Here is a 16,959-nt window from a genome sequence, read left to right as displayed (position 1 = left end):
TAAATATGGGCAACTCCGGTTTTATTAGCTATTCGGATTGAATTTAGTGACACACGCGGCACGTGTACGTTAGCAGGGGGGATTTTTTTAAATAAAATGCATATGCCAATTAAATTTTGATATTTTAGATTATTGAATATAACTAATTTTCCCATTTGTATTGATAGGATTAAACTTAATGTCAGATAACAAGTGTTTTGAATTTTTTTATGTTTTAATGTTAATCCAATCTAAACTCTCATGCTCGACCAGTCCTTTTCCTATAATAACTTTCGCATTATTTTTGAAGTTGAAAACCGTAAAGCTCGGTTCAATACTAGCTTTTTGGATAATAAATACGTTGAAGCGGCAGAGGATGCTTCTGCGTTAAAAAAGGAAATAAGAAAACTGAAAAATGAGTTTGCGGATGATACTTCTATAGAAGAGCTGGAGACGCAACTTTTAAAAGCAGAAACTGAACGCGATATTATTTTAGAAAACTTTCTCTTTTACATAAGCCAACATGTTAATCAACGGGATTTTTCTTTGCGTTTAAATCAGTTTTTTGATAATAATACATGGAAGCAGATCTATACAATAGATAAGACGCCTGCAACTTTTTTTGTAATGAAACAACTGCAATATAATCTTCGAAAAACCTTTAATATTTCTCATTCGGAAAGACATTTAATCGTCAAACAGTTTAAGGATATACTTACTGATGATTTCCCTAAATATATCGTTCGTACTGATATTAAGAGCTTTTATGAGAGTGTTTCGCAAGAAAAGTTAATGTGGATTTTAACGAAAAATTCTCTATTAAGCCCTCAATCACTTAAAATTTTAAGAAATCTTTTCTATGAATACAATAAGCTGACAGGACAATTGAATAGTGACAATAAGAAGGGCATACCCAGAGGCGTTGGTGTTAGTGCTTATCTAGCAGAGCTCTATATGCGAGATATTGATGAAAATATACGACGTTTAGAGGGGGTTAGATATTACGCAAGATATGTTGATGATATAATAGTTGTTTTCACACCTACTTCAAAAAGTCATGTACCTGAAGCCTTTCTTTCTAGTGTTGAGGCGATAATAGTTGGTGAAAAACTAAAAGTTAATAAAAAGTTGGACGATGGATATGTTTATCGTTATTTAAAAACTATAGAAAAAGAAAGTGATGAGAATAAAAAATTCTTTGCAATAGCCAAATTGATAAATAAAGAGAAAGGAGAATTAGCCCCGCCGTACTTCGCAGCTATAGAGAAACAGATTTATAGCGTGTTTTTGCCCTTAAATAAAAGACTGAGAGAGATCGAATCCATTCTGAATCTCGAAAAACAGAATATTGAAAACAATAAAACCTTTCAGTGTGACTTATTTGAAAATAAAACTAATACGGTAATAACTTTTTTAGGTTATAAATTCATTATAAAAGACGGCATTTGTACAACTGTACTTTTGTCTGATAATAAAATGCGGAAATATGCCGAAAGGATCACTCTAGTATTGCAATCATTTATTGCAACGAGGAAATATAATTATCTGAATGCCCGTAAAATGTTACATTATCGTTTGGCATATTTAACTAGAAACACAAAACTTACTAAACCCAAGAAAGGTTTTATTGGAATTTTTTATGCAAATAGTCTTATTAATCCAGATTGTCAAAGCTTAGTAGAGCTAGACGAAATCTTAGGGACAAAAATAGATGAATATTTAAATCCTTTGACAGATAGAGTTTTAATGACAAGGTTGAAAAGATTCAGTTTTGCTGATGGCTTTAAGAACAAGACTTTTTATAATTTATCTACAAAAAAAATGCCCAAAATGAAAGATGCAGAAGGAAATGTGTTAAGATCAAATTTTGAAAAAATAGTAAATATCTGGAAGTGATGAGGTCAAAAAGAAAACAACTTAATCACTCAAGGTACAGAGTAGTGCTATCGGATACGCTTCCTTATGAAACGCCAATAATTTTTTCAAATAGGCATTTCTACAAGTTTTTAGATAGATATAAAGTGGAACTATCTGGTGATGAAAGTGCAACAACCATATCTTGGTCAAGAGTTTATAATGACAAGCCATTAGCACTCATAATGGAGATTTTGTTTGGTTTGGAAAAAGTAATCGGTGCAACTCACAAACTACCAAAAAAGGATCACATGAGAGTTCCATTCAAATACAATATCACTCATAAAGAAGCTGAGTATCGTGAACTTGCTCTTATGCATCCTAAAAATCAACTGGAAATCGTTGAGTTTTATGATAAATTTAAGGAGCTAATCATTTATTACTCCCAACAATCCCCGTTTTCCATTAGAAAACCTCAAGATATTGCAAAGTATGTATATGTGAAGGATTCTCTTCACGATAAACTTTTAGGTGATAAAGACGATTCTGTTGAGATAGGTGGTAAGGAGTATGATACGCTGAAAACCTTTTTTACTTATGAACGCTATTCTAACATTTATAAGTTTTATGAAGATTATTATTATCATCGGGCAGAAAAGAAGTTTGATCTGATGTTTAAATTTGACATCTCGAGATGTTTTACCAGTATATATACCCATTCCCTAGCTTGGGCATTGATTAACAAGGAAATGGTAAAGGATAAATTGAATGAATCCAAAATGACTTTCGGAGGTAGATTTGATCGGGTTATGCAAAATGCAAACTTTGGCGAAACAAATGGCATACTAATTGGCCCTGAAGCTTCCAGGATATTTGCTGAGCTAATACTACAACATATTGATGTCGAAGTTGAAAAGCAATTGAGAGGATCAGATATCCTACATAAAAAAGATTACGAAATTTTCCGCTATGTTGATGATTTCTTTATTTTTTATAACGATGAGAGCACAAGAGCGAGAATTTTTGAGCTTTATGGAAATATGTTTAAAGAGTATAAGCTATCAGTGAGTGAGATAAAGAATAAATTCTACATTAAGCCTTTAATCACTGAGTTGACAATTGCAAAATCTAGAATAGTTGAGCTTTTAGATGAAAGAGCAGGTATTATAATAGACAGCACAGAAAAGCTTAAGGATTATCAAGGTACTCTTAATACATATGTTAAAAATTTTTGCGATGCTAATTATCTAATTACTAGATTTAAAATAATTATAAGCGAAGCGGAGGTTGAATATAAAGATATTGCAAATTACACATTAGCATTAATTAATACGCGGCTGGAATATAGTATTCTTGCATTCGAGAAGCATTTTAAAGCGGTATCCAAAGATGAGTTTAAAAAAACTGAAAACCCAGATACATTCTCCAGTTTCGAAAAGCAAAAAGAGGAGTATACATTTATTCGATATTTAATTGAACTGCTAGACTTTACTTCTTTTATTTACACGGTTGCTCCACGAGTTAATTCTACGATTAAGTTCAGTACTATCTTGTCCACTGTGATAGATTATGTTAAAGGTAATTATAGATTTGACAGTTTGGTCATATCAACTGATGGGAAAAAGATTCGCAAAAAAGGACACTTTAAACGCTTTAGCTCAATTAATACGCACCTAGTATTTAAAAAAATAGAAGATGATATTACATTGGTTCTAGGGAAGCATAAAATGAAAGAACATGTTCAGTTAGAAACATTATATTTGCTTGTTGTTCTAAGAGAGCTAGGTAGGCCATATAGGTTGACTGTTGACCAAATAGCCGCTTTTTTTAGTTTTGAGAAAATATGGAAAGATGGCGTGGATACACAACATTTTTTGCCTAAATATAAATTGAATTATTTTGCTATAACGAGCTTACTGTTTTATATTGAAAACATTGCTATATATATAAACATTAAAAAAGCACTAGAAATCCATATTATTGAGAAAATTAAATGCGTTGCAAGTTCTAGAAGAAGGAGGAATTCAGAACTTACTCTGCTTTTTCTTGACCTGATGGTCTGTCCATTTTTGGATGCAGAATTTAAGAAAAAAATGATGCATATGTTTGGTGTAACTAAAAGAGATAAACCAATTTTGTTGAGTTTCAAAAATCACCAGAGATATTGGTTTATCAAATGGAAAAACTTTAATTTAGCAGAGGAATTACATGCGAAGAAACCATCTGAGCCGTATTCTTAAGATATTTAGGTTGTGCACCAATCAAATTAGAGGCTTTACTGCCACACACCAGCACAATCTGTAGCCTTAATCGGCGTCCATTTGGACTTAAGTAGCTTTGATTGGGAGCTGCTTTTTTATTACACTCCCTATGATCAAAATATTCACAGTAGGTTATTGTTTGATAATAACAAAGGTTATTTAACTATTTGTGATATTTTTCTCGGTTCTAAAGTCAATTTCTGTTTCATCGTATTGGATAACATTTTTCAATGTTTGTTTAATGCCTAAGAATTTAATTTCCTCCGTTAATAAATTTAGGTATTTTGAAAAAAGGGGGACAATATCTATGATTTTACGGTCAATAATATTTGCAAGGTCAGGGTAGTACTTTTTGAAATCTTCTTTGGTGTAAACCTCAATGCCATTAATTAAGCTTATCGTTTGACCTACACGAAAAATCAGACTTTTATACGTGTCTAAATTTCTTTGTGGATCATCAAACAACGATTCGCTAAAATTCAATTGATTTATCTTGTTTAGTATTTGTTCGAAATTTCCATTTATAACAATAGGTCGGAGATCATGTTTGTAGTATTCTTTTCGTTTCGTTATTTTGAAAATAGTTAGTAATGTTTTTGTGCATTTAATAATTGCCAAGAGGATATTTCGTTTTTGTCTACCAATTAAGGGAAAAGCATGAGCTTGTTTGTGTAGGGCATATGTATCGGCCAGACTATTGTGCACAGCATCTATACTACCCTTAGATGGAATTGATTTGGTTATTTTACCGTTGTCTATTTGAATGATATTAATATCCCAATGCGCTATTTCAGGGAATTTTCTTTTCAAATTCTGATACAATTCTTTGTCTGACTCTGCACCCAATGCTTGAGGATGGTCAATTAAAATGTCGATATCATTCGAACTGGCAGATCCAAATCTATAATAATTGTATAAAATGTCAACCATAGCTATTGTTTGAACGCAAAAATAGTTTTTTGAATTTAGATACAGATTAAATCCCAAAAAAAAGCTCCTCGTTGGCGCACACTTACCACGTGTGCATGTTAGCTCGAGCGGAAATTGAGGTTAGTTCAAATCCCTTTAAACAAAAAAAACAAATGTATCCATATAAACCTAGTACGTAGATTCCTAAACAGAGGTAAATTTTGAACTTTAATGTCAAAAAGTTACTTTAGAGCGCATGACGAATTCTTCTGTTCCTGAGGACTTAAACCAAATAAATGATTAATGTACATTTTGAATGTGAAATTTTAAGAGCTAGCAGGAATAGACTGTTGCGCTTAATTGAAACAAGTAATCACGAAATATTATTTAAAATTCCAGTAGGTTTTAACAATAATATCATCTGGCAAATAGGACATTGCATCACTTCTCAACAGCGGCATATGTATATGCGTAGTGGATTACCCATGTATATCTCTAAAGAATTTATGGAGTCCTTCAAAATTGGATCGTCTCCTCGTTCCTGGGGAGTTAATCCAGATGTTAATGAGGTAAAACATTTACTGATTGAGACCGTTAACCACCTTGAATCAGATCTGGAATCCAGATTATTTGTCAACTATGAGCCCTTTGACTTACCGGTCGGATTTCGAGTAAAAAATCATGTCGAGGCCCTGCAAGCCGCTAACTATCACGAAGCGGAACATAGCGGGCAGATTTTTACTTATTTGAAGCTGTTAGTCAAAGAATGAAGTCCATAATCTTAAACTATCTCCCAAAATTAGAAATATAGCTTTTATAGCTAACGATCTGAACGTTTGAAATTGCAACCGTTATACAAAATCCGAAAGGTTATTTATATTCACCAAATATTTATCAAGCGCTTCGCCTTAATGAAAAAACTGTTCACATTGATTACCCTGTTTATCCTGTTGCAAAACGCAACAGCACAAACAAATGCGCTGAAAAAGATTGCTGATAACATTAAAGCAGAGGGGGAAATGCTTTATCGTTCTGAATGGGCTTCAGGTCATAGTACACAGATTTTCAGCTCCAGGTTCGGCGGGAAGAAGCAATTATCCGGGGGATATTTTTCTTATGAGACAGCAAAAGAAATGACCACGATCTTTTTTTCTAAAAATGACGATCCGGTAGTATTGGCGACAGTTAAGTTCAACCGTAGTTTAGATTCGTCTAAATATCGTATAGACACCACAACAAGAAAATTTACCGGAGTTGAAAAAGATTTGTATGCCATCCGGTCAAAAGCTGCACAGGCTGTTTCAAGCGACACGCTTTTTAAATTTTATGAAAATACCAGTTTAAATCTTGTTCCGATCATAAAAAATGGGGCAAAAAAAGTATATGTCATCACCGGGCAAAGCGCACCGGATGAAGTGTTATTAGGAAATGATTACCTGATTAATTTTGACAAAGACAATAATATCATTAAAAAAACAAAGCTTCATAACAATCTTATTCCGCTGGGAACCGGTGGTATAGACAAGATAGAAGCATCCTCACATCAACACTTAGGTGAAACAAGTCCTTATATTACCGCGACAGATATTTGTGCATTTAAATTATGGAAGGGAAAGACCACCTGGGTGATCAGTTTCATTGTCTCAGCCGGATATGTATCTGCATGGCACTTTCGCGATGAATTTTTAGAAATTCTAACCCAGGCCGAATTTGAAAAAATAATGAAAAAGAAATAGTTTAAGGTGTTCACGCCCTAATGCTGGTCGTAGCCCTCGCTGGCGCAGGCCTACCACCTGTGTTTGTTTGCTAGAGCTTAACATTTGAGATTAATTAAAAACCTTTAAACAAAAAAAAAGCCCATCATTCGATGAGCTTTTTCTCAGTAGCGGGGAGCAGGATCGAACTGCCGACCTCAGGGTTATGAATCCTGCGCTCTAACCATCTGAGCTACCCCGCCGGGCTTAATATTTACTGTATAACGTAAATATCGATGTGGTTATTTTTAAGAGTTGCAAATATAGAATAAATATACATTCTATTAAAAAGAAATGTGAAAAATCCTTTAAAGCCTTATTGCTCAGTAAATTTAAATGATTTTAACTGTTTAAAATCAAGCGGATACCACCTTATTCAGGCTTATAAACTACCACGAAATAACCTTATTATGATGGCGGTTAGTCTGGAGTTGTTTAAAAAGAGGCGTTTAGCGTGGATTATTGAAATGATCAGTTTGGAGTCCGGAGTCCAGAGTCGGTAGTCCTGAGTCGATTAACCTACTCGCGTTCGTCATCCTGAATTTATTTCAGGATCTTTTGATAGGTATAAAATCAGTTTCATTATTCGATAAAGAACAACTGAGCTAGCGTTTGGCGCGTGGATGAAGGTTGTTAAAACAATTAGCCGCCCTGCGTTTCTTAACCACATAAGACATATAAGGTTCATATAAGCGCAATCAATACTTTGCGTTTGGCGATCGGCGTTTGGTGTGGATTATTGAAACGATCAGTTTGGAGTCGGTAGTCCTTAGTCGATTAATCCCAATGAACTAATGAACCAATGACTAATGAACCAGTGAACCAATGATAGTCCGAAGTCAATAGTCCTGAGTCCTTAGTCGGTTAACCTACTCGCATTCGTCATCCTGAATTTATTTCAGGATCTAATCATAGGTATAAAATCAGTTCATTATTCGATAAAGAACAACTGAGCTAGCGATTGCTACTCAGCGTTTGGCGATCGGCGTTTGGCGTGGATAGGAGATTGAAACGATCGGTTTGGAGTCCTGAATCCAGAGTCGTTAGTCCATAGTCGATTAATCCCAATGAACCAATGAACTAATGAACAAATGACCAATGACTAATGAACCAGTGAACCAATGATTGTCCGGAGTCGGTAGTCCTTAGTCGATTAACCGATTTAAACAATTAACCGATTAACCTCAATAATCAAAGAACGAATGACAAATGAACCAATGACCAATGACTAATGAACTAGTAAACCACCACCAAAATCCAATAAAAATTATATTGTTGCAGATATAGAATAAATTACCTTTCTTTAGAAAAATAATATTAAAAAATAGTCCGGAAATTATCCTGGTAGTGTACTAACATGGCAGAAAAGAAAAAATTTACACTAGAGTACGAAGTTAGATCGTCACCAAGAATATTGTATAGTTTTATTAGTGAGCCAAACGGCTTATCGCAATGGTTTGCGGACGATGTGAATTTCCGCGATCAGGTATATACTTTTACCTGGGACGATGAGCAGCAAAAAGCAAAACTGGTTTCCATTAAAGAAAATAAGCTGGTTAAATTTAAGTGGCTGGACGATGAACCTCAATGTTATTTTGAGATGGAAATTGTACAGGACGAACTAACAAATGATGTAGCCCTCTCGATTACTGATTTTACTACCGATGAGCTTCTTGCAGAGAAAAAATTAATCTGGGACAACCAGATCGATTATCTGATTAGCGTATTGGGTGCATAATATTATCTTCGTATTGTTTACCTTTGTAGGGTGAAAAAAATACATCTTCTATTAATAAAAGCATTTGTGAAGCCATTCATAGCAACATTTTTTGTTATGATGTTTATTCTATTAATGTTTTTTCTGTTTAAATGGATTGATGATTTAATTGGAAAAGGTTTCGAATGGTACACCATTCTGGAGCTGATGTATTACGCCTCGGCCGCCAACGTATCCATGGCGCTGCCACTATCAGTATTACTTTCTTCCATCATGACTTTTGGTACACTGGGCGAAAATTATGAGCTGGTGGCTATTAAATCGGCAGGGATTTCTCTGCAGAAAGCCATGCGCCCCCTGTTTGTGGTGATTTTGATCCTCACGGTATCCTCCTTCTTTTTCGCCAACTACATGCTGCCCAAAGCCAACTTAAAATTTGGTTCGCTGCTGTACGATATCAGGAATAAAAAACTTTCATTTTTAATTAAACCAGGGGTTTTTAACAATGCCATTCCGGGTTATGCCATCCGTGTCGATTCGAAAGAGGAAGACGGTACGCTGCACAACATCATGATTTACGATCACCGGGAGAATAACGGCATTCCGAAGGTGATTCTGGCCAGAGAAGGTAAAATGAATAAAACCTCCGACGGTAAGTTTTTGGTGCTTAACCTTAAAAATGGTGTGCAATACGAGGAGCAGGCTTCGAAAAACGGGATGTACAATCCAAGGCAGATTTTTACACGCAACCGTTTTAAAGAAACCTCGCCGCGTTTCGATATGTCTTCTTTTGACCCCAGTACCACCGATCCGAATGCTTTCGGAAACAGTACGCCCATGTTAAACCTGAAAGGCATTACAAAAAAGCGCGACTCGCTGAACAAGCAACTGGATACGATGAAGATACGCACCATTGCCAATCTCACCAGTAACTTTAAGCAGTTTAATGTAACGAAAGGTTATATGAAGGTTAAAGCCGTACCGAAAGAGATTGATGATGTCATCCTAAAGGACATCCCTAACGGATCGCGTAAAATGGCCCTCGATAATGCTAACAATACGGTTGCAAATATTATGCAGCACGTACCCAACTGGGGCCCGCGCCAAACGGATTTAACCGGTGAAATTATTTTTGCAACCGTTGAGTACCAGCGTAAATTTACCCTGGCTGCATCCTGTATCCTGTTGTTTTTTATTGGTGCACCATTGGGTGCCATTATCAGAAAAGGGGGCATGGGTTTACCCGTGGTGGTGGCCATTTGTTTCTTCCTGGTATACCACATTATTACCACGGTGGCCGAAAAATCAGCACGTGAAGGTAATCTAAACCCGATCTTCGGGATGTGGATTGCCGTGATTGTTTTATCGCCCCTGGCGGCCTTTTTAACCTATAAAGCTACAGTAGATTCGGCCTTGTTTGATGTAAATTATTACAAGCAGCTCTTCATTCAGTTGTTTAAAAAGAAGGAAAAATAGGCAGCTTTTCCTTTACTTACAGATGATATTTTAATCCAAATATTGCTCAATAAGGTTGTACATTTGTACGGGTTATTGTTTGTGGTATAAATTGATTTTAATACGCCTTACACACCATTTGCCCCATAATGTTTATAAAATGCAAACAAAATTAAACACAATAGAAGAGGCCATCGCAGATATAAAAGCTGGTAAAGTGATTATTGTTGTAGATGATGAGAATAGAGAGAACGAGGGTGATTTTTTAACGGCAGCTGAAAACGCAACGCCCGAGATCATCAATTTTATGGCTACTTACGGCCGCGGTTTAATCTGTGCGCCACTTACAGAAGAACGTTGTAAAGAGTTAAACCTTAACCTGATGGTGGGTAAAAATACGGCTGCTTACGAAACTAATTTTACGGTTTCAGTCGATCTGGTTGGTCACGGCTGTACCACAGGCATTTCGGCAAGTGACCGCTCTAAAACGATGTTAGCCCTGGTTAATCCTAAAACCAATCCTGAAGAGTTGGGCAGACCGGGACATATTTTTCCTTTAATTGCTAAAGATGGTGGCGTCATCCGCCGTGCAGGTCATACCGAAGCTGCGGTAGATTTAGCCCGCCTGGCCGGCATGAAACCTGCAGGTTTATTGGTAGAGATTTTGAAAGAAGATGGCGAAATGGCCAGACTTCCGGATTTATTTAAAATTGCCGAACAGCACCAGTTAAAAATTATATCCATCGAAGATTTAATTGCCTACCGTTTAACCATTGATAGTTTGATTAAACAAGAGGTGAGCATCGATTTGCCTACCGCCTGGGGCGATTTTAAAATGACCGCTTATACGCAGTTAGATAACAACGCCACCCACCTGGCCATTTCTAAAGGCGAATGGAATGCCAACGAACCTATTTTAGCGCGTGTACACAGCTCTTGTGTAACGGGCGATATCTTTGGGTCATGCCGTTGCGATTGCGGGCCGCAGTTGCACAAAGCACTAGAAATGATCGAAAAAGAAGGTAAAGGTATCGTGGTATACATGAACCAGGAGGGCAGGGGTATCGGACTGATTAATAAATTACGTTCATATAACTTACAGGATGCCGGTTTCGATACGGTAGAAGCGAATATTAAATTAGGCTTTAAAGGCGATGAACGCGATTATGGTGTGGGTGCGCAGATCCTGCGATCAGAAGGTGTAACTAAAATGCGTTTAATGAGTAACAACCCCACCAAAAGAGCCGGTTTAATCGGTTATGGTTTGGAAGTGGTAGAAAACATCCCAATCGAAATTGCCAGCAATGTGCATAACGAACGTTATTTGACCACCAAAAGAGATAAAATGGGCCATTCGATTATGAAAGGATAATTCAGTTGGCAGTTAGCAGTTGACAGTTTGCATGGTGCAAACTGAAAATTGTGAATTGAAAACTTATACAAGACCAACAATTGAACAAGTGTTCGATTGTTGGTTTTTTTATGCGTATTTGTAATCCTTCGGTTCATCCGCTTATGCTTGTCTCGGGATCTATTTTTTCTGGGATTCGTCCTCCTGAACTTGTTTCAGGATCTTTATAACCTAAGTCGATTAATATTAGCAGCAGCATATATCTGCTTTTTATCGCTTGCTAATCTAGGGGGCGTGTCATGCTGAATTTATTTTATTAGTAGACTTTATTGCTTCAAAGACGTAATAGGCTACAAGGAATCGTCATTGCCCGAAAGCTTTTTCAGCCGACAGCCTATTCCGATCTTTCCTGTCGTGTGGACTCATTTTTGTTAGCTTGTATTTTTTGGCATATTCTAAAAGCGATCGTCCTGCTGTCCTGAAGCTTCGGGGTCAGCATCTTTCCTGCTAGTAAGAGCCTCTTGTTCTTAAAAAAACTATCTTGTGGTCACAAATATCATTTTTTTCCGCTCTCTGCCGCGGGGGCATGGTAGTTTTTCGCAGATATGTTGTTTTTATTTGTGCTCAAGAATGCTGGCGCATTTTGGAGCGCCAAAGTACCCAAAGCGCTTTGTCAATCCATCAAGGTGGCTTCTCACTTCCTCAGGCTCATCAAAAAAACAGCGGCACTTCGTTTAATCAGGATTTGTTTTTATTTTCTTTGGTCTGATTGAGCCCTTCGGGTTTTGTGTTCAATACCTTTTAAAAGCTGGGAATCATGATTATTGAACACAAAACCACTGCGTTTAAGGTTTGGTAGTGCTATTTGTCCTATTCTGCAACTGTTTTTTTGATTTTTCTGCCACTTGGGATTGACGACGTTCTTCGGCAAAGCCTGAACTTTATGAATGCTGGTTAGCAAAGGGCATAAAAAACCAAAATCGAAAGATGTGCCCACACGATAGGATCTTTCTGGGAGCAATCATACAACGATCGTTACTAGCCTGCGCTTTAAGATTCCCGCCTGCGCGGGAATGACGATCATTCTATTGAAGTCTTACTTCGTTCCTGGCAATGACGATGGTTGGAAAAATGAAACAATGACTAATAAACCAATGGCCAATGAACTATTGACCAATGAACCAATGAACCAATGGCCAGAAAGAACCCCTTAACCCTAACCTCTAACCCCTTCTACCTCCGTTGGTTCCCTTTGCTCTGATTAATTATCGCTTCCTTATTAATCGATTTATTCGTTTTAACAGGGGCCTGACTTTGTTTCCTTTTCAGGTTCCGGCGGTAGGCACCCGAAATTTTCTGAATAAACTCTTTAAACGTATCAAACTGCTGGGTATACACCAAACCAAAAGAGGTTACGTTTGCAGTTGAGCTGATCCCGCTGTTTAAGAATATACTTTGTTGCGTAGGTGGTTTATTTGCCGCTTTTACGGTTAAACTTCCATCTTTTTTAATTAAGAAAAGTGCCTCAACCTCTCTGCCTACATTGTCTTTAGAGAAATCGATCACCGTAAAATCGTTCACACTGTTCCGGTCTACAATTCCTGCATTAATAATTAAACGATCGCTAAAGAATTTAAACGATGCATTGGCCTCGCTTAAAGAGCGTACGTTCAGATCGACAAAGTTTAAGTTTAAGGAAGAAAGCACATTGTTAAACTGGTTAAATACCAACTCCGTAGCGGTACTGGTTGCGGTAGAACTGAGCTGGTTTCCGATCGATTCGCCGCCATTTCCTGGCGCAAAACTTCTTCGGATAATCAAACTGAATGCCTGTAAGTTCAGGTTGTTCTGATCGCTTAAATAGGTTTGCAGTTCTTCTTTAATAGAAGGCTGTGCAGGGAAATTGATATCCAGTTTGATATCTGGTTTTAACAGTAATCCTGTTAATCCCATCTCTACCTCGGTATTTACCCTTTGGTTGGCGTTACTGCTGGCATCGCGGTTGGCGGCCTTGTAAAGGTCATTTAAACTCGCCCTCAATGCATATACTGCTTTTAAGTTGATCTGTGCAGCGGTAGGGTTACCCGTCCAGCGGATGGTTCCACCTTGCCTGATTTCGAATTTTTTATTGATAACCTCCTGGGCTGTAAAGTCGAAACTTCCGGTCTCGATGATATAATCGCCCGACATTTCGAAATCGCCGAAACTATTGATGTTTAAGTTCAGCTCGGCATTACCCTTGCCACTTAAATTACCCAGGGTAGTAAATATATTCGCCGTGGTATTCGGATCGATGGTTAACTTGAAGGTTAAGGTTAAACCATCAAAGTTGGTTTTTTTCTTCACCAGTACAGTCGAATCGCGGCTTACAAAATTAATGAAGTCTTTGTCCGATATGGTTTCAGAACTGTTTAAAGGCAGGTTAAATACGGTTCCCTTCTCCGTTTTCGCCTTAATATCAATCTTCATTTTATTGGTAGGACCAGTAAAGGTAAACACACCAGTACCGTAGGCACGGCCATAATATACCGAATTGTCTTTCGCGGTGGTATTTAAGGCCATTAAACTGTTTGCATTTACCTTAACGTTCAAGGTAGGGTAGTTAATGTCGTTTAAATCTACCGTACCATTTGCGGTGGCTTCGTGGCCTTCCAAATCGTTAAGGACAAAATCTTCGAGTTTAATGACGCTGTTATTGATTTCTACCTTATCGGTAATCACATATGTGGTTTTAAGGTAGTTTACCATCAGTTGTCCTTTATCTAACGATAGACTCCCATTAATTTCCGGTTTCTCTAATTTACCTTTTACGGTTAAATCAGCAGAAATATTTCCTTTTAAATTGGATACGAGTTGTTTCACAAAAGGCTCGAGAATGGTGAGCTTGCTTTCGTCCATTTTTACGTCAAGGTCGATTTCTTTTTCTTTTAGATCCAGATTTCCGGTCAGTTTAAAAGTCTCCGAACCGTCGGCCATGATGCGGGTAAATACGTTTATTTTTTTGTTCTCGTTGCTGTAAGATGAGGTATCAGTTAAGGTGCCGATATAGATATCGTTAAAGTTTAACGAGTCGATTTTTAAATCGTCGGTTACCCTGGGTGCTTTTAATACCCCATATAAATCGGTTGTCCCGTTCAGGTTTCCACCCAATTTAACACCAAAGCCTTTGGTAAAAGGGTTCAGGGTTTTTAAGTTGAAATCTTTAAAACCAACACTAATTAAATCTTTCGGATCTTCAGAAATTAATCCATCAATAATCACCTGCTGCTTTCCGTTGGTTAAATCGAAATTACTGATCTCGGTTTTACCATTGTTGAGCACAATGCGTACTTTCTCCTGGATGCGCCACTCTTCGTTATTAATTTTTAAGATCGAAGGTAATACGCTTAACCTTGCCGTAGTATCCTGGTTTTTGGTAAATTCTACCAAACCGTTTAAATCGAGCTGATTATCCTCTTCCGCGTTCGACATTTTTACGTTGAAAGCCAGACTGTCGTTCCGCAGGATATTGGAAATGTTTACATCTTTAATAAATAAACTATCGTTAATCTGCACACGATCGGAGGTGACAATCAGTTGAAGCTGTTGGGTGGTGGTATTTTCATCGAGGATAATATTGTTGACCACAATGCCATTGTATTTCAGTTTCTTCACAAAACCATTCAGCGTTGCGGTATTATTACGCGAATCGAAATCACCTGTTACCGTTGCACCTTCTTCTAATTCAAGGCCTGGTACAAATATCTGCGCCAGCGGTTCAAACTTTTTAACTTTCAGGTTAAACTGAAAAATCTGGTTTTTGTATTTGATGATATCGGCCTTTAAGGAAGGGATGTAGGTTTTGGCGATGGCTTTGTAATAAGAAACAATCGAATTTAAATCATATTCACCTTTAATGCTGGCATCTAAAATGTCCGAGCGGATATCGAGTACGCGGCTCGTACCGATACCGTTGGCCATTAACTGCACCGAATCGACACTGTAAACACCTTTCGGGTTTTGCAGCCTGATTTCTTCAATTAATAATTTGCCTGATATATTGTTCAGGTTGGTACCCGAGAAATTGGTGGTAAATTTAGCGTCAACCTGCAACGAATCTTTCAGCAGTTTTAAAGCCTTTAATTTTGCTTTAGAAATCGTGGCATTGAAGTTAAATACCGGCAGTTTTGGATTCAGGTTTACCCCGCCATCAAAAACCAGTTTCACATTGCGGTCGTTAATGCTCAGCTTACCGTCGAAATACTTTTTGTTAAAAGTTCCGTCAATTTTCACATTGTGGTAACGGTAACCATTAAAATCGATATAGGTTACATCACCGTTTATTTTCTCGGTTAACTCTTTAAGCTCCGTGCCACGGCCTTTAACATATAGGGAAGAACTGATGCGGCCAAGGCTTTTTTCATCAATCAGGTTACCCAGGTTAAAATCATAACTTTTTACGTTCCCGGTGTAAGAAGGAACATCGTTTTTATCGATTTTCATGTTCACATCCGAAACAATACGGCCCAGTTTGGTTTTAAATTCGCCATAGGCAATAAAGTCGTTCTGGAAACCGGTGAAACTTCCGTTAAAGTTAATGTTGCCAAATTTGTTTACAATTACCGGAACAATTTTTTTCTTGCTGTTGGTAATGCCAGCCAGCACTTCATCCAGATCGGTTTTATTCGTGCCCGCCATTTCAATGTTGAGGTCCATAAAGGTCTCTTTCCATTTCGGCAGCCCTTTTAAAATAAAATCGCCTTTAATGTGTGTGGCTTTTCCGGTTCTTAACGATAGCTTTTTGGCTTTAAGGTTATTCACCAAACCTGTAATCTGGCCATCAACATCCAGATCGAGTTTCATCGTGCTCAGCTCAGGCGCAAAGAAAGCAACATCCCTGGAGGTGATGTGGCTATCCTTAAAAATGGCTTTCATCCGCACATTATCTACATAGTGGTTAAAGTCTTTATAACTTTTAAACCGCATTTGGTAGTAATCGGTTAAACGGCTCTGATTGGTTTCGAGCAACAGGTTTTTCAGCTCAATGGCATTACTGTCTATCGTGGTTTGGGCAGTCAGGTTTTTCAGGTAAAATCCGCTTCTTTCTTTGAAAGTCAGGTTTTTGATGTTGGTTTTAACCAAATGTGTTTTGGTATCGAGCCCTTCAAAAATACCGCTGAGTTCTTTAACATCAACATTATCGAAGTTTACACTTTTGCCCTGAGTGGTATCTTTTGCTGCGTAATTTTTATACCTGAAGGCAAATTTGTTTAAAATAATACGGCTGATATTGATATCATATGGCTTACTTTTCTTTTTCTTTACAGTGGGTTTACCAGAATCGAAGTAGTTTATAATGAAATCGAGGTTAGAAGACTTATCTTTGAAATCCTTTAGGAAAAACCGCCCGTTGTTGATTTGAATGGTATTGATATCGATAATCTTTTTATCAATGGATAATTGATTAATATCGACCATGAACTCCGGGGTTCTCAATAAAGTGTCTTTTTGTAAATCCAATATCAATAAATCTTCCAGTACGATAGATTTAAAGGGTTTAATGTAAAGACTTTTGATGGAAACGGTGGTTTTAAGCTCTTTTGATAAGTACGCAGCAGTTTTCTGCGCAAAATAAGTTTGAACGGACTTAAATTGTAGCGAAAAAATAAGAAGCGCAAGCAGCAAGATTATTGATGCGAT

9 protein-coding genes and 1 tRNA gene are annotated in these 16,959 nt (G+C 37.3%); 7 read left to right on the top strand and 3 right to left on the bottom strand.

Features of this window, described 5'->3' with window-relative positions:
• The first annotated feature begins 240 nt into the window (after positions 1-240).
• Together drt3a and drt3b are read left to right on the top strand one after the other, a co-directional pair.
• Positions 241-1,875 (top strand): antiviral reverse transcriptase Drt3a, encoded by a 1,635-nt coding sequence (drt3a, locus tag AC07YT_RS14400; protein WP_086544746.1) that lies wholly within the window; start codon positions 241-243, stop codon positions 1,873-1,875.
• Positions 1,875-4,073 (top strand): antiviral reverse transcriptase Drt3b, encoded by a 2,199-nt coding sequence (gene drt3b, locus AC07YT_RS14395; protein WP_086544747.1) that lies wholly within the window; start codon positions 1,875-1,877, stop codon positions 4,071-4,073. The genes drt3a and drt3b overlap by 1 nt, the downstream gene beginning before the upstream one ends.
• A 180-nt stretch (positions 4,074-4,253) precedes the next feature.
• Here drt3b and AC07YT_RS14390 read toward each other — a convergent pair whose 3' ends face one another.
• A complete protein-coding gene (locus AC07YT_RS14390) occupies positions 4,254-5,024 on the bottom strand; it encodes a nucleotidyltransferase family protein (protein WP_086544748.1) in 771 nt (256 codons plus the stop codon).
• Positions 5,025-5,299: 275 nt separating this feature from the next.
• Here AC07YT_RS14390 and AC07YT_RS14385 point away from each other — a divergent pair, with 275 nt between their 5' ends.
• Together AC07YT_RS14385 and AC07YT_RS14380 are read left to right on the top strand one after the other, a co-directional pair.
• Positions 5,300-5,773 carry a DinB family protein gene (locus AC07YT_RS14385; protein WP_086544749.1) on the top strand — a complete coding sequence of 158 codons (474 nt, stop codon included), beginning with the start codon at positions 5,300-5,302 and terminating at the stop codon, positions 5,771-5,773.
• A 141-nt stretch (positions 5,774-5,914) separates the two neighbouring features.
• Complete coding sequence (locus AC07YT_RS14380) at positions 5,915-6,739, top strand: hypothetical protein (protein ID WP_086544750.1); 825 nt, start codon at positions 5,915-5,917, stop codon at positions 6,737-6,739.
• A gap of 147 nt (positions 6,740-6,886) precedes the next feature.
• On the opposite strand, the gene AC07YT_RS14375 is transcribed toward AC07YT_RS14380, so the two are convergent.
• Positions 6,887-6,960 (bottom strand) — tRNA-Met (locus AC07YT_RS14375).
• Positions 6,961-8,114: 1,154 nt separating this feature from the next.
• On the opposite strand from AC07YT_RS14375, the gene AC07YT_RS14370 reads away from it, so the two are divergent.
• The 3 genes from AC07YT_RS14370 (at position 8,115) to AC07YT_RS14360 (ending at position 11,301) form a co-directional block, all read left to right on the top strand.
• Positions 8,115-8,495, top strand: a complete 381-nt coding sequence (locus tag AC07YT_RS14370; RefSeq protein WP_029278206.1) for an START-like domain-containing protein — start codon at positions 8,115-8,117, stop codon at positions 8,493-8,495.
• A gap of 30 nt (positions 8,496-8,525) precedes the next feature.
• Positions 8,526-9,950: an LptF/LptG family permease gene (locus AC07YT_RS14365; protein WP_086544751.1), complete on the top strand. Its 1,425-nt coding sequence runs from the start codon at positions 8,526-8,528 to the stop codon at positions 9,948-9,950.
• Between the two features lie 139 nt (positions 9,951-10,089).
• The gene (locus AC07YT_RS14360; RefSeq protein WP_086544752.1) at positions 10,090-11,301 is read left to right on the top strand and encodes a bifunctional 3,4-dihydroxy-2-butanone-4-phosphate synthase/GTP cyclohydrolase II; all 1,212 of its coding nucleotides are present in this window, start codon (positions 10,090-10,092) and stop codon (positions 11,299-11,301) included.
• A gap of 1,212 nt (positions 11,302-12,513) precedes the next feature.
• On the opposite strand, the gene AC07YT_RS14355 is transcribed toward AC07YT_RS14360, so the two are convergent.
• On the bottom strand, positions 12,514-16,944 hold the full coding sequence (locus AC07YT_RS14355) for a translocation/assembly module TamB domain-containing protein (RefSeq protein WP_086544753.1): 4,431 nt from the start codon (positions 16,942-16,944) through the stop codon (positions 12,514-12,516).
• Positions 16,945-16,959: the final 15 nt, after the last annotated feature.

Source organism: Pedobacter sp. GW460-11-11-14-TSB4 (genome assembly GCF_059423705.1).
This window is presented reverse-complemented; position numbering and strand designations above follow the sequence as displayed.

Bases quoted from the DNA above. Each gene is read 5' to 3' on its own strand.
- drt3a (WP_086544746.1), top strand. From the start codon at position 241: ATGCTCGACCAGTCCTTTTCCTATAATAACTTTCGCATTATTTTTGAA.
- drt3b (WP_086544747.1), top strand. From the start codon at position 1,875: ATGAGGTCAAAAAGAAAACAACTTAATCACTCAAGGTACAGAGTAGTG.
- AC07YT_RS14390 (WP_086544748.1), bottom strand. From the start codon at position 5,024: ATGGTTGACATTTTATACAATTATTATAGATTTGGATCTGCCAGTTCG.
- AC07YT_RS14385 (WP_086544749.1), top strand. From the start codon at position 5,300: ATGATTAATGTACATTTTGAATGTGAAATTTTAAGAGCTAGCAGGAAT.
- AC07YT_RS14380 (WP_086544750.1), top strand. From the start codon at position 5,915: ATGAAAAAACTGTTCACATTGATTACCCTGTTTATCCTGTTGCAAAAC.
- AC07YT_RS14370 (WP_029278206.1), top strand. From the start codon at position 8,115: ATGGCAGAAAAGAAAAAATTTACACTAGAGTACGAAGTTAGATCGTCA.
- AC07YT_RS14360 (WP_086544752.1), top strand. From the start codon at position 10,090: ATGCAAACAAAATTAAACACAATAGAAGAGGCCATCGCAGATATAAAA.